This window comes from Vibrio sp. D401a (assembly GCF_030248515.1).
Taxonomy (GTDB): domain Bacteria; phylum Pseudomonadota; class Gammaproteobacteria; order Enterobacterales; family Vibrionaceae; genus Vibrio; species Vibrio rotiferianus.
In genome coordinates, this window is sequence record NZ_JAHGAI010000035.1 from 169,707 (window position 1) to 182,607 (window position 12,901).

At 45.5% G+C, this 12,901-nt stretch carries 12 protein-coding genes; 6 read left to right on the forward strand and 6 right to left on the reverse strand.

Annotated elements, in window-relative coordinates; all coding sequences use genetic code 11:
• The first annotated feature begins 30 nt into the window (after positions 1-30).
• The 6 genes from KIV41_RS14790 (at position 31) to KIV41_RS14815 (ending at position 5,147) form a co-directional block, all read left to right on the forward strand.
• Entirely contained in the window at positions 31-906 is an 876-nt protein-coding gene (locus KIV41_RS14790) for a LysR family transcriptional regulator (protein ID WP_285336929.1), read from the forward strand.
• Positions 907-1,162: 256 nt separating this feature from the next.
• The gene (locus KIV41_RS14795; RefSeq protein ID WP_005443333.1) at positions 1,163-2,137 is read left to right on the forward strand and encodes a DUF1852 domain-containing protein; all 975 of its coding nucleotides are present in this window, start codon (positions 1,163-1,165) and stop codon (positions 2,135-2,137) included.
• Between the two features lie 30 nt (positions 2,138-2,167).
• A complete protein-coding gene (locus KIV41_RS14800; protein WP_038871935.1) occupies positions 2,168-3,196 on the forward strand; it encodes a methionine synthase in 1,029 nt (342 codons plus the stop codon).
• A 483-nt stretch (positions 3,197-3,679) separates the two neighbouring features.
• A complete protein-coding gene (locus tag KIV41_RS14805; RefSeq protein WP_088881009.1) occupies positions 3,680-4,033 on the forward strand; it encodes a hypothetical protein in 354 nt (117 codons plus the stop codon).
• Between the two features lie 296 nt (positions 4,034-4,329).
• A complete protein-coding gene (locus KIV41_RS14810; RefSeq protein ID WP_199460200.1) occupies positions 4,330-4,746 on the forward strand; it encodes a GNAT family N-acetyltransferase in 417 nt (138 codons plus the stop codon).
• 53 nt (positions 4,747-4,799) lie between these two features.
• Complete coding sequence (locus tag KIV41_RS14815) at positions 4,800-5,147, forward strand: SH3 domain-containing protein (protein ID WP_285336930.1); 348 nt, start codon at positions 4,800-4,802, stop codon at positions 5,145-5,147.
• 77 nt (positions 5,148-5,224) lie between these two features.
• Here KIV41_RS14815 and KIV41_RS14820 read toward each other — a convergent pair whose 3' ends face one another.
• From KIV41_RS14820 to KIV41_RS14845, 6 genes are all read right to left on the reverse strand, one after another.
• Complete coding sequence (locus tag KIV41_RS14820; RefSeq protein ID WP_010447431.1) at positions 5,225-6,859, reverse strand: FGGY-family carbohydrate kinase; 1,635 nt, start codon at positions 6,857-6,859, stop codon at positions 5,225-5,227.
• Positions 6,860-6,870: 11 nt separating this feature from the next.
• Positions 6,871-7,830: an ABC transporter permease gene (locus tag KIV41_RS14825; RefSeq protein WP_285336931.1), complete on the reverse strand. Its 960-nt coding sequence runs from the start codon at positions 7,828-7,830 to the stop codon at positions 6,871-6,873.
• Positions 7,831-7,833: 3 nt separating this feature from the next.
• Positions 7,834-8,832, reverse strand: coding sequence for an ABC transporter permease (locus tag KIV41_RS14830; RefSeq protein WP_002162592.1), 999 nt, complete (start codon positions 8,830-8,832; stop codon positions 7,834-7,836).
• On the reverse strand, positions 8,825-10,318 hold the full coding sequence (locus KIV41_RS14835) for a sugar ABC transporter ATP-binding protein (protein ID WP_071236159.1): 1,494 nt from the start codon (positions 10,316-10,318) through the stop codon (positions 8,825-8,827). Before KIV41_RS14835 ends, KIV41_RS14830 begins: the two co-directional genes overlap by 8 nt.
• Before the next feature lie 62 nt (positions 10,319-10,380).
• Complete coding sequence (locus tag KIV41_RS14840) at positions 10,381-11,355, reverse strand: autoinducer 2 ABC transporter substrate-binding protein (RefSeq protein ID WP_285336932.1); 975 nt, start codon at positions 11,353-11,355, stop codon at positions 10,381-10,383.
• Between the two features lie 524 nt (positions 11,356-11,879).
• A complete protein-coding gene (locus tag KIV41_RS14845; protein WP_138956379.1) occupies positions 11,880-12,896 on the reverse strand; it encodes a DUF2955 domain-containing protein in 1,017 nt (338 codons plus the stop codon).
• Positions 12,897-12,901: the final 5 nt, after the last annotated feature.

Sequence of the window (12,901 nt, forward strand, 5' to 3'; positions counted from 1 at the left end):
TTTTCGAACTATGCAGTTAGGAGTTTGGTCATGAATCTAAAGCGTTTCCTTACGTTTAAAACCATTGTTGAGGAAGGCTCGTTTCTTAAAGCATCGCAAAAGCTTTATTGCACTCAGTCGACAGTGACCTTTCAGATCAAACAGTTAGAACAAGATCTCTCATTACAGTTGTTCGAAAAGATCGGCCGAAAAATGGTGCTGACTCAAGCAGGAGAAAAGATTCTTCCTTACGTTTATGAGCTCGCACGAGTGATGGAAAACATTGAGGGCACGGCACAACAAGAGAGTTCTGAGCCGACAGGGGAGTTGAAGGTTTTAATCGCAGAAACTCAGCTTGCTTACAAAATGGCCAATGTTTTGAAGGAATTCAGAATACGAGCGCCGAAAGTAAGGCTCTCTCTACAATCACAAAACTGCTACAAGATTCGTGATGAATTGATTGCTGATAAAGCCGATTTGGGTGTGTTTTATCGTGTCGGTAACGATGATGCGCTTAAGGTGCATGAGTTTGAACAAGAGCCGTTAGTCCTTGTCGCTTCGCCGCTTTTAACAGGATTGGATTTGCAGAAAAGGGATCAACACATTGATTTGGGATTCATCAGCAATGGCCCTAAGTGCCTTTTCCGTCAGACTTTTGAGAGCATCATCCAAGAGCGCAACATCAGCATCGATAACATGATTGAGCTGAGCAGCATTAACACCATCAAAAACTGTGTAGAGAGTAATATCGGTATCTCGTATCTGCCTCGTTTCACTGTTGAAAAAGAACTGCAAGAGGGCAGTCTGCAAGAGCTCGCGTTTACCGATGCACCGCAAATGATCAAGCCGCTGTGTGGCTACCATGCCGGAAAGTGTGTTACGCCCGCAATGGAAGTCTTTATCGACTGTATGTGCAACGCGCACTAGACAGGCTTTTTCCTCAAACCATGAAATTCCTTCATGTTCAACGTGAAGTATTACCAATGTTATTCAAGTAACGAAGCAAGTATAAAAAACAGACTGCTCTGGTGTTAGGCACTGTGACAGCTGTTTTTGAACTGAATTTTCGAAGTAAACGCTGCGCACACTGACGATTGGGAAAATCAAAAAAACACAACCATCCCCAAGAACAGAGTTAGGAATCAGTCAGCGTTTATCTAAGGAAATAGGATACCAACTCACCATGAATAACGATTTCAACTTTGCTATTAAAAGCATCCGCTTTGATGAGAACTACCAACCATCAGACAGCACACGCATCACGACCAACTTTGCCAATCTAGCTCGTGGTGACAGCCGCCAAAATAACCTTCGCAATGCACTGCGTATGATCGACAATCGTTTTAATGCCTTGGCACATTGGGATAACCCAAATGGCGATCGTTACAGTGTCGAGTTGGAAATCATCTCTGTGGATATGGATATCCAAGGCAGTGGCGAAGCGTTCCCATCCATTGAAGTGCTTAAAACCAACATTATTGACCGCAAAACCAATGAACGCATCGAAGGGATTGTGGGTAACAACTTCTCTTCTTATGTGCGCGATTACGACTTTAGCGTTCTGCTGTTAGACCACAACAAAGACCAACCTCAATTTAGCATCCCTGCTGATTTTGGTGAGTTGCACGGCAAGCTGTTTAAAGCGTTCGTGAAGTCGGAATCGTACCAACAACATTTCCAAAAGCCGCCAGTGATTTGCTTGAGTGTGTCGGACAACAAGGTTTACCGCCGTACTGACAACCAGCATCCAGTGTTGGGTTTTGAATACCAGCCAAACGAATCGTCATTGACCGAACAGTACTTCAAAAAGATGGGCTTGCAAGTGCGCTACTTTATGCCGCCAAACAGTGTCGCTCCGTTAGCGTTCTACTTCTTCGGTGACTTGTTGAATGACTACTCGAATCTAGAGCTGATCAGCACCATCAGTACCATGGAGACGTTCCAAAAGATTTATCGCCCAGAGATTTACAACGCGAACGCGGTAGCAGGTCAATGTTACCAACCGAACTTGAAGAATCTCGATCACTCGTTAACCCAAATCGTTTATGACCGCGAAGAGCGCAGCCAGCTTGCGAAAGAGCAAGGGAAGTTTGCTGAGGAGCACTTCATCAAACCTTATCAAGCGATCCTTGAGCAATGGTCTGCAAATTATGCGTAATCGAAAACGATAATCTAAAAGGGAATGACGATGAAAACACTATTACCGACTTCAACGGCGGGCAGCTTACCTAAGCCTTCTTGGCTGGCTCAACCAGAGACGCTTTGGTCACCGTGGAAACTGCAAGGCGAAGAGCTAATTGATGGCAAACGTGATGCGCTGCGTGTCTCTTTACAAGAGCAAGAACTAGCAGGGGTCGATATTGTCAGCGACGGTGAACAAACTCGCCAACACTTTGTGACGACCTTTATTGAACACCTTAGCGGCGTAGACTTTGAGAACCGCAAAACCGTGACTATTCGTAACCGCTATGATGCGAGTGTACCGACGGTTGTTGGCCCAGTTAGCCGAACCAAACCTGTGTTTGTGGAAGATGCGAAGTTCTTGCGTCAGCAAACCAAACAACCGATCAAGTGGGCGCTGCCGGGGCCAATGACGATGATCGACACATTGTATGATGATCACTACGGTAGCCGTGAAAAACTGGCTTGGGAATTCGCAAAGATCCTTAACCAAGAAGCCAAAGAGCTTGAAGCGGCAGGCGTCGACATTATCCAATTTGATGAGCCCGCGTTTAATGTGTTCTTTGATGATGTGAACGAGTGGGGCATTGCGTGTTTAGAGCGCGCTATCGAAGGGCTAAAGTGCGAAACCGCAGTGCATATCTGCTATGGCTACGGCATCAAAGCCAATACGGATTGGAAGAAGACGCTAGGTTCTGAGTGGCGACAATATGAAGAGGTATTTCCGAAGCTGCAAAAATCCAACATCGATATTATCTCGCTTGAGTGTCACAACTCGCGTGTACCTATCGAACTACTTGAACTTATCCGCGGCAAGAAGGTGATGGTTGGCGCAATTGATGTGGCAACCAACGAGATTGAAACACCAGAAGAGGTTGCAGAAACTCTGCGCGAAGCACTTAAGTACGTCGACGCTGACAAACTTTACCCATGCACCAACTGTGGCATGGCGCCTCTATCTCGCGAAGTTTCAACCGCGAAGCTCAATGCGCTCAGCGCAGGTGCAGAGATCATTCGTAAAGAGTTGGCTGGCTAATATCAAAACTTAGGTTCGACGCAATAAATTAAAGTCAGGGTCATTCCAGCGAATCTAAGCGAGACTAGGAATCTGCTCACAACTCGCTGGGAAATGGCGATAACCTTCGAACTTCACAGCACTCGGTGGGTAGATCCTGAATCACGCTCGTCCCTCGCTGTTCAGGATGACAGATGCTAGGAATTATTTCGTTCACAACAAATCCAAGAGTTAAGCTCTTGGTTATTTTTGTCTATTAAATCAACAGTATAGATTGATTTTTGTTTATAAAAAGTTAGCATTCGGTTTATAAAAGTTAGTATTAGATAAGGCATCTAATAAAATTCAGTCCCTTTGTGATTTTAATTCGGAAACAAAAAATGCCTATTTAATCAGCTAGAGCTGAATATATAAAACAAGTATATTAATCGCGATTCATATATGGTGGCTAAATTATTTGTGATGAAGCCACTTGGATAGATAAGTGATTATATAGAGGAAAAAATGAAAAAATTATCACTGTTGTTATCGCTTTGTTCGCTAGGTTTGGTTGCTAATGGCTGTTTTGCTGCTGAATGGTTGGAAGGGGTTTATGTTAACCAAGATGAGTCATCTTCGATGGATGAAGCTATCTTCTGTGATAGCGGTAAAGCATACGCTGGCATGGCTCCAAGACTGTACCAAATTGAGGAGAAAGACGACGGTAACTACGTCGTGTTGAACTCGAACGGTAAGTTCACTTTCAAGATCTCAGACGACAAAACAGAGTTATTTCCTGCTGATGGATTTACCTCACAGTGGTTCACTGAAACCAGCCTAAAGCTAGATCCAAAACGAAACGATACTTGTAATTGGTAATCGCGTTAACAGGTAAGTGCATCACGCAATGTTCTTACTTGCACTTGAGCCTATTGCGCTTGCAAAAAGACTTTCTGATTGCGCAAAAACAATAGCTTAATAGGCTCAAATATCTCATCCTTTATTCGACCGAATTCAAGCTCCCTCAAGCTAAACCTGCACTTTTGGACTCCTCTACTTTGATGCGTAACTATCGGCATTTTTAAGCAAAACTGACTGGTAAGCTTCTTGATGTGTCTATAGAGTAAGGCTATTGCATCATTTTGTTTTTAGGGAAGTTTACTGTGATAAGAGAAATGGAAATCTCAGACTATGATCAGGTTATTGCGTTGTGGTCTGAAACAGAAGCCATGCTGCTAAGGGATGCCGATTCCAAAGAAAATATCGCCAAATATCTAGAGCGCAATCCTAGTTTGAGTTTTGTTGCGTTGGATGGTGATGTGGTTGTCGGCGCCATTTTAGTCGGGACAGATGGGCGTAGAGGTTATGTTCAACATTTAGCGGTTAAGCCTGAGTGCCGAGGCTTGGGTACTGGTGCTCGACTTATCTCAAGTGCAGTGGATGCGTTGTCTCAAGTAGGGATTGCGAAAACTCACCTTTTTGTTGCTAATGAAAACCTTAATGCGCAAGCATTTTATGAGAAGTTGGGTTGGTTCCCACGTGATGAAGTCCGTATGTTTTCCTTCAATTCCTCTGAGCTAAGCAATGTTTAGGTTGCATTGCTCACCCAATCAACAGGCGCTAAGAACCGATCAGGAATAAAACCATGAAATATAAGGTAATCAAAGAGTACACAGATGCACCAAAGGATCCGATACAGGTGTCTGAAGGTGAACAATTACAATTTATTGAAGAGTCCGACCCAAATGGGGATTGGGCCAATTGTGTATTCTGCAAAGGCGTCGGGAAAGAAGGCTGGGTGCCAACGCAAATACTTACAATTGAAGGCTGCGATGTTCTGGTGCGCAAAGATTACTTTGCAAAAGAACACACGCTGTCAGTGGGCGATGAACTTGTCGAAGAATATGAGCTAAATGGCTGGATATGGTGCGAGAAGGTTGGGGCGTTGGGTGAATGGGGATGGGCTCCTTTAAATCATTTATCTAAGGGATGAGTGAGCCAATGTGATGGTATGGCTTATCTGTACCCAGAATTAGAAAACCCAAGGTGATGAGCCTTGGGTTTGGTGTTTTAAAACGCTTCCATTAGACGTTTGTATTGAGCATCGTCCTCATACATTTTGTGGAAAATTTTGTACTTCGCATCATAGAAGTGTTTTATTTTTTCTGTCTGAGGCATCACGCTTTTGCTTATCCGACTCATCGCATTCATCGCATCTGGAATATCACTGTAGAACCCTGCAGCCACGGAGCCCAACATTGCAGAGCCAAGAAGCACGGCTTCACTCTCTTCTGGTAGTAGGATCATACAGCCAGTCGCGTTGGCGTGTTCTTGTAGAAAGACACTGTTTTTCGTACCACCGCCACAGGCCATAATGGTATCGATGTCATAGCCTGAGTCATTCATCACTTCGATAATATGGCGTGTGCCGAGTGCGATGCCTTGAATGGTTGCAAGGTACTGTAGTGCCATATCATCCAACGTTTTTGACATTTTTAGTCCGGTGATTGTGCCAGTTAAATGAGCATTCGCTCTCGGTGAGCGGTTGCCATGGAAGTAAGGCAGAACATGAATGTCTTTTGTCAAAAATGCGATGTCTTCTTTGTTGCCAGCCAGTTCCAACAAGCGATCGTTTAATAGTTGATAAACGGTTTTGCCTTGCTTGTCGGCTAGCTCCTTCGCGTTTTCATACAGTGGGTGAGAGGTTATGATGTGGTCGATCAAAGCACCGGTAGCTGATTGCCCACCTTCATTGAGCCAGTAACCCGGGATCATTGCACTGTAGTACGCTCCCCAAACACCATCAATGAATCGAGCAGTCTTTGATGCTGCCATATGGCAAGACGAGGTTCCGCCAATCAGAGCAAGACGTTTGTTAAAGTCGGCTTTCTCACCCGTCATCCCTGAGGCACCAAGAACACCAATACCACCGGCATGGGCGTCGATGATGGATGTGCCCACGGCAGTACCTGGGGTTAAACCTAAGTCATCGGCTGCGTGCACCGTTAGACCGTCACCGACAGGCTGGCCCATAGGTAGAATTCTGTCACCAATGGTTTTTGCATTATCTTCCAGTAGGTCTTCCAAACCAATCAGTTCGAAAAAGCCTCGATCCCATTTGTTTTCATGGCCAAGGTATGTCCATTTACATACGGTTGAGCAAAGGGAACGACTGGCATCGAATGTTGCTTTCCAAGTTAAAAAGTCGGGTAGGTCGAAGAAGTAACCCGCTTTTGCCCATGTATTTGGCATGTTTTGCTTGAGCCAAAGCAGCTTAGGTGTTTGCATCTCTGGTGAGATACGGTTGCCCACATAAGCCAATACAGGATGCTGAGTTTTGTTGATCCGATCGGCTTGCGCAATAGCGCGATGGTCCATCCACATTACGACGTTTTGTTCGCTGCGCCCAGTAGGACTCACCGTTAGCGGCTGGCCACTTTTATCCAACACGACTAATGAACAAGTTGCATCGAAACCGATGCCTTTGACTTGGATAGGGTCGATGTTGGCTTGGGATACTGCATCTTTAACCGCAAGACACACACATTGCCAGATGTCATCGGAAGATTGCTCAACGAAGTTAGCTTGAGGTTTGAACATCATGGTGTCGCGTTTGGCTTCGCCCACTTTACGACCTTCTGCGTTAAAGACACCCGCACGGGCGCTGCCACTGCCTACATCAACGCCGATAAAATAAATACTCATATACTGCTCCGTTAAGCCTTATTTTTTTGTAAGAAGATAAATAAGATCAAGATGCCGCCCCATAGCGCCATAGTGAGATAGCTGCTCACTCCCAGCAAATTAAAGCCACTTTCTAATGTTTGTAATACGACAAGTGCAAGACCAATACCGATAATGCGTCCAAAACCACCGTCTGGGTTAATTCCCCCCAGTACTGAAGCGAGAATGGCCGTCAAAAGATAGGATTCTCCGTAGCCAGCCTTCGCGGAGTTGAATTTTGCCATCATCACAATGGCTGCGACCCAGCAAAGCACAGAAGAGATGACATAAACGTACAAGGTCGCTTTTTGTGTGTTGATACCAGAGAAACGAGTGGCTTTTTCATTGGATCCCATCAGGTAGATAGTTCGGCCTAAACTGGTGTGCTCCAATAGTGCCCACAAGCCAATTGCAAAACCAACGAACAAGATCAGCGGCATAGGTACGCCAAAGATAGATCCGTTGCCGAGTACCAAAAGGGTTTCTGGGAAACCAGAGATAACACTACCGCCAGAGATCAACACGTTCAGACCGTTAATCAGGGTCATTGTCCCTAAGGTTGCGAGTATTGGTGAAACGCCAACGTACGCGATCAATGCACCATTGAGCAAGCCGATAACCGTAGCGGTAATGAGGCCTCCGAAAAGCGCCAGGACAAGCATTGTTGAGCTATCAGGAGCTTGAGTAATGATGCTCGCCATTACCAAACCACACGCGTTGGTTGTTGCAATGATCGACAGGTTGATACCGCCAGTCAGCATGCACACGGCCATTGCCAGTGCCAGTAGACCGAGCAGTGGCATTTGCGATGACATCGATTGTAAGTTATCAATGGAGAAGAACGCTTGCCCACTTGAGAACGCCATAACGGCGAGAATGCCAACTAAAATCACCAGTAAGTAACGAATGTTCTTGTCTGTCGGTAGCTTTAAACTATTTAGCACTTGTTCCATGGTTTATGCCTCTTGTAGCGCTTGTTTTTTCTCATTGATTGCCGTCATGCTGATGCTGCAAACAATGATTAAGCCAGTTACGACCGTGTGCCAATATGAAGGTACACCGAGCAACGTTAGACCGTTCTTAGCAACAGCGAGCAAGATCACCCCAAGGACCACGCCAAACAGCGTACCTTTGCCTCCTGTCATACTCGTGCCACCAAGTACAACTGCAGCCAGTACCGTAAGCTCAAACCCCATCAGAGAGTTTGGAGCGACTGATTGGGTAATTTGGGTTTGAACCACTGAAGCAATGCCTGCAAGTGCCCCCATGTAGCCATAAACGAACAGATTAATACCAAAGAGGTTAATACCAATACGACTCGCCGCGTCTGCATTGCCGCCTACCGCGTAAATCTGACGACCTAAGCGGGTCTTAGACATCAGGAATGAGGTGAGGGCAATCATTGCAACTAAGGTTAAGATTGGCAGTGATAAACCGTAGTCATAGCCGTCGCTACCGGTAAATGTGAACAGCTCAATACCATCCATAAACCAGTCAGGAAAACCGTACAACCATTCGCCGTTACTAAAGTAAATCAGTAAGCCAAAGAACACATTCAATGTTGAAATGGTAATGATGATCGCTGGCACCTTGAGTTTGTATACTAGTGTGGCGTTGATCATGCCCAGTAACACACCCACAACGGTTGCAATAGCAAACGCAATCATGAAGTTACCACCAATCGTCAAAATGTACGTCGCGGTGATGTACTGCGCAATCGCAGCGGTCGCTGGGAATGAGATGTCGATGCCGCCAGCGATAAGCACGACAAACAAACCACAAGCCATGATGCCTAGTAATGCAGAGCTGACTGACATATCAAAGATGTTGCCAAGAGTGAGGAAATCTTCAGAGGTAAAAGTCAGCACTGCGACAATCAACACAATCATCAATGAGAGGTAGAATTCATGACGCTTGGTGAATGAAGATAAGGAACAACGAAACTGGTTAAGCATTGACTGCCTCCATGATTTGTTGCTCGGTAGAGTGAGCGGGTTGGAAGTCATGAGTAAAACGTCCTTCTTTCATCACAATCACGCGGTGACTGTTGTAGAACACTTCTGGGATTTCATCGCTGACCATGATGATTGCCATTCCTTTTGCGGCAAGGTCTTTTGCGATGGTGTAGATTGCTTCTTTGTTGGCAACGTCTACACCCACGGTCGGAGAGTCAAGGATGAGCACTTCTGGCTCAGCGGCTATCCATTTTGCGATAGAGATACGCTGCGCATTACCACCGGATAAACTGGTTACCGGGAGTTTTGGGTCCGCGACTTTGATGGACAATGAAGAAATCAATCTATCGACGAGCTTGTTTGCCTTTAGATGGTCAAGAAAACCTGAGGGCTTCTTCAGTCTGTGCATGACTGAGGCAGTGATGTTGTCTTGAATCGCTTGTTCCATCACCAACCCAGTCGACATGCGGTCTTCAGAGACATAACCGATGCCTTGAGAAATCGCGTCACGGTTAGATTTGAATGTAGTCGGTTGGCCGTTTATGCGGATAACGCCGCTGTCTGGTTGAGTCATACCGAACAATGCCATACACAATTCGGTTCGGCCTGCGCCAAGTAAGCCGGTGATGGAGACGATCTCTCCCGCACGAACTTGAAATGAAATATCGTCAAACTGGCCACGTTTTGACAGCTTTTCGACTTCAAGTTTGACGGCACCTTGCTGGTGGTAATCGGCAAGAGGAGTGAATTCGAATCGTTGTCCGGTCATTAGAAAAGCCAATTCGTCGCTGTCTACTTCATCAGCTTGATAGGTACCGATGGTACGGCCATCACGAATGACCGTGATTCGGTCGGAGATCTCCATTACTTCATCAAGCTTGTGGCTCACAAATACCACCGTGACGCCTTTGGATTTAAGGTCTGCTACCACTTCGATGAGGTGATTCACTTCGGTGCGAGTGAGTGAGGCGGTTGGCTCATCCATGATCATTAATTTGGCATCAGATGCCATGGCTCGGCAAATGGCGACGAGCTGACATTCGGCAATTGAAAGCTGCTCAACGCGTTTATCCAGTGGTAATTTGACACCGACTTTTGCCATTGCTTGAGTTGCAATGCTCTGGATACGCTTTTGTTGCACCAGCCCTTTTGTCCATTCAACATGATCCTGAATGGCAATATTCTCTGCGACAGTCAAGTTTGGGAATAGGGATAAGTCTTGATAGATAACTTGAATGCCGTGTTCTATTGATTGCTGTGGAGTGAGTCGAGAGTAGCGTTTGCCCGCTAATGTGATTTCAGCGCCTTTCTCTGGTGCGTGAACGCCAGATATCACTTTAAATAATGTGCTTTTCCCACAGCCATTTTTGCCGGCTAAGCAGTGCACCTCACCCTGATTGAATGTTAGGTTTATCCCATCCAATGCCTTCACGGAACCAAAGTGCTTGGATACTTGCTTGAGGGTAATAAAAGGAGTTCCAGACATGATCATTTCCAATATGGTAGGGCGGCGTTGCACCGCCCAATTTAGAACAGAGTTTGTTTAGCTTAGAAACCAAGTTGACGTGCGTTGGTTTTATCCACTTCTAGAATCTTGTTAAACTTGATCACGCGGTTTTGCGTATCGATTTCTGCATCGCCCAGCCCTTGGACATTGACCCCTTGAGATACGTCTTTGCCTTCGAGCATTTGCTTAGCAACGGCAACCATGGCATAGCCTGCATCTGCTGGGTTCCACAAGAAGCCTTTATCAATCTCGCCACGAGCTAAGTAAGGAGCAGCTTGGCTTGGCATCATAATACCCACGACGCTGATTTTGTCTTTTGCGCGTTTTTTCTTAATGGCTTCACCTGCACCGATACCACCTAATGAACCGTAAGAAACGATGCCTGCCATATCTGGGTGTGCTTTCATCAGGTCATTCGTTGCTGCATAAGATTGATCGATGCTTTCTGCAACGGGCATACGGCTAGTGACTTCATACATGTCTGGGTAGTTTTTCTTTTGGTAATCGATCGCTAGATTTGCCCAGTTGTTATGCAGTGGCACCGTTAATGAGCCAACATAAACCGCGTAACCACCTTGCTTGTCCATATTTTTTGCAAGCTCATCCATGGTTGCTTTCGCGTAGGCTTGGTTATCAATCGTTTCGATATCCCAATCCGCGCCATGTCCATCTGGTGATTCATGGGTTAATACGATAATCCCTTTCTCACGAGCTTTTTTAAATACTGGCTCCAATACAGTTACATCATTCGGTACCACAGTAATTGCATCAACGCCTTTGGCAATCAAGTCTTCAATAATTTTAACTTGTTGCGCTGGATCTGGAGTGGAAGGACCAAGCTGGCGAGCTGTCACGCCGAAATCCGTAGCTGCTTGCTCGATCCCTTTGTTCATTTGGTTAAACCAAGGAATGCCAGACACTTTAACTACGTTTACGATTTCATAATCTTTAGCTTGAACGCCTGCAGCAGCAAGGGCTAGCGTTAAAGCTGCCGCTTTTAGTAAGACCTTTTTCATCTTCATCAATCCTTTATTCGTTATGTGTAGGGTAAGTTGAATCGATGAGGTGATCTTAAGGTGTATTTCAATAGAAGATTGAGCACCAGAGATTGAATTGTGATTTACACACGTTAATGAAAAATTCTCTAGCGATTTGTGTCAATAAATTGTGATCGTGAAAGTGTGACGTAATTTAAGGATCAGTTTTTGCGATTGTGGTTATCGAGAATCTAACAATTGGATCATTTTGTTTACATATTTATTGGGTTTTGAAAATGCAGGCAGATGGTGATGAGCAGAACTGGCTCTTAATGAGAGATTAATTGATAAATAGTGACGTTCAATCACAATAAATAGCAATCAAACAGTTTGTTACATGGCTTGTAGTTGATGGTCATCACCTGCGTTCATGATAAGAAAAAGAGAGAACGCAGGCAGTTTGTAATTATATAACGAATAGTAGTGCGTAGTTTTCACAAGCGGCTACTGATGTAAACCGTCCAGAACCAGAACGAGGTTCGGTTCACCATGCACATGCACAACTACATTTCCACATGTTGAATCTCTGGGTGCTTCAACAGCATCACTCGAATCCAGTGGTGTACGACCCACATCACCATGGCAGTGAGCAACACCGCAATGAAGATAGAGCTAAAGCGGTACAAGATGGAAAAGAACGCGTCTTTTTGCTCGGGAACTAACGATGTTGTTAGTGGCACGGATAGAGCAGACATGGCCGAGAATGCAATGGCGGCTTTGGCTTGCCCCTTGGTGAGCCACAGACAAAATGGTCCCATCGCGATGGTAAATGCTAGCCAGAACAACAAACCGTGCCCAAACCAACTGCCCAAAATTAACTGTACTGTCATACCCGCAATACAGCCTAGTGCGGTGCCGATGATGCGTATCTTTGCCATTGCCATTGAGCCTGCCAGTGTCATTGGCGTTAGGATAATGAGTATCGAAGCTTGTGCAGAGAGTGAGTCGTACAAATCACCCACTTGGAACACCACAAACGCTGCCATAGCGACGACCCAACCCATTGCAACTTGGCTAATGTAGTCGATATCGCTTTTCACTGGCGTGGTCATTTCTGTTTGCAGGATCTTTGATTCAGGCTCTGGGAACAGCCAGTAGGCAAGGGCGCAAACAAAGATATTGCTGAATGAGATTACCCAAAGGTTGACGTTGAACTCTTCAATATCCATGAAATCGTAGCTTGCAAAGTTAAGTACGATAGAGCCGACCAGCAATCCCATATAGCCAAACAAGTAGGTTTTCTGGTTCATCATTGCAATGCATTTGAACATCATCATGATGCCCACAGCCGCGAACATCAGAGTGGGATGGAACTGTAAGTATTCGAGAATAAAGGTGGCTTGAACCGTGGTCCAAACCGCCGAGAACAGCACCATCAATACCAATGGTAGACTGAAGTGATCCATGCGGCCGAGCACGAACAGTGGCAGCATGACGGCAAAGAAACCGTATGACCAACCAAAGATCATGCTCAATGCCAACCCCATCGAGCAGCCGAACCAAATACGTAAGGTTTTCATCGTAG

Excerpts from the sequence above, each read along its gene's own strand:
- KIV41_RS14820 (WP_010447431.1), bottom strand. The coding sequence starts at position 6,859 with ATGAGTATTTATTTTATCGGCGTTGATGTAGGCAGTGGCAGCGCCCGT.
- KIV41_RS14840 (WP_285336932.1), bottom strand. The coding sequence starts at position 11,355 with ATGAAAAAGGTCTTACTAAAAGCGGCAGCTTTAACGCTAGCCCTTGCT.
- KIV41_RS14790 (WP_285336929.1), top strand. The coding sequence starts at position 31 with ATGAATCTAAAGCGTTTCCTTACGTTTAAAACCATTGTTGAGGAAGGC.
- KIV41_RS14830 (WP_002162592.1), bottom strand. The coding sequence starts at position 8,832 with ATGCTTAACCAGTTTCGTTGTTCCTTATCTTCATTCACCAAGCGTCAT.
- KIV41_RS14805 (WP_088881009.1), top strand. The coding sequence starts at position 3,680 with ATGAAAAAATTATCACTGTTGTTATCGCTTTGTTCGCTAGGTTTGGTT.
- KIV41_RS14825 (WP_285336931.1), bottom strand. The coding sequence starts at position 7,830 with ATGGAACAAGTGCTAAATAGTTTAAAGCTACCGACAGACAAGAACATT.
- KIV41_RS14800 (WP_038871935.1), top strand. The coding sequence starts at position 2,168 with ATGAAAACACTATTACCGACTTCAACGGCGGGCAGCTTACCTAAGCCT.
- KIV41_RS14845 (WP_138956379.1), bottom strand. The coding sequence starts at position 12,896 with ATGAAAACCTTACGTATTTGGTTCGGCTGCTCGATGGGGTTGGCATTG.
- KIV41_RS14815 (WP_285336930.1), top strand. The coding sequence starts at position 4,800 with ATGAAATATAAGGTAATCAAAGAGTACACAGATGCACCAAAGGATCCG.
- KIV41_RS14810 (WP_199460200.1), top strand. The coding sequence starts at position 4,330 with ATGGAAATCTCAGACTATGATCAGGTTATTGCGTTGTGGTCTGAAACA.
- KIV41_RS14795 (WP_005443333.1), top strand. The coding sequence starts at position 1,163 with ATGAATAACGATTTCAACTTTGCTATTAAAAGCATCCGCTTTGATGAG.
- KIV41_RS14835 (WP_071236159.1), bottom strand. The coding sequence starts at position 10,318 with ATGTCTGGAACTCCTTTTATTACCCTCAAGCAAGTATCCAAGCACTTT.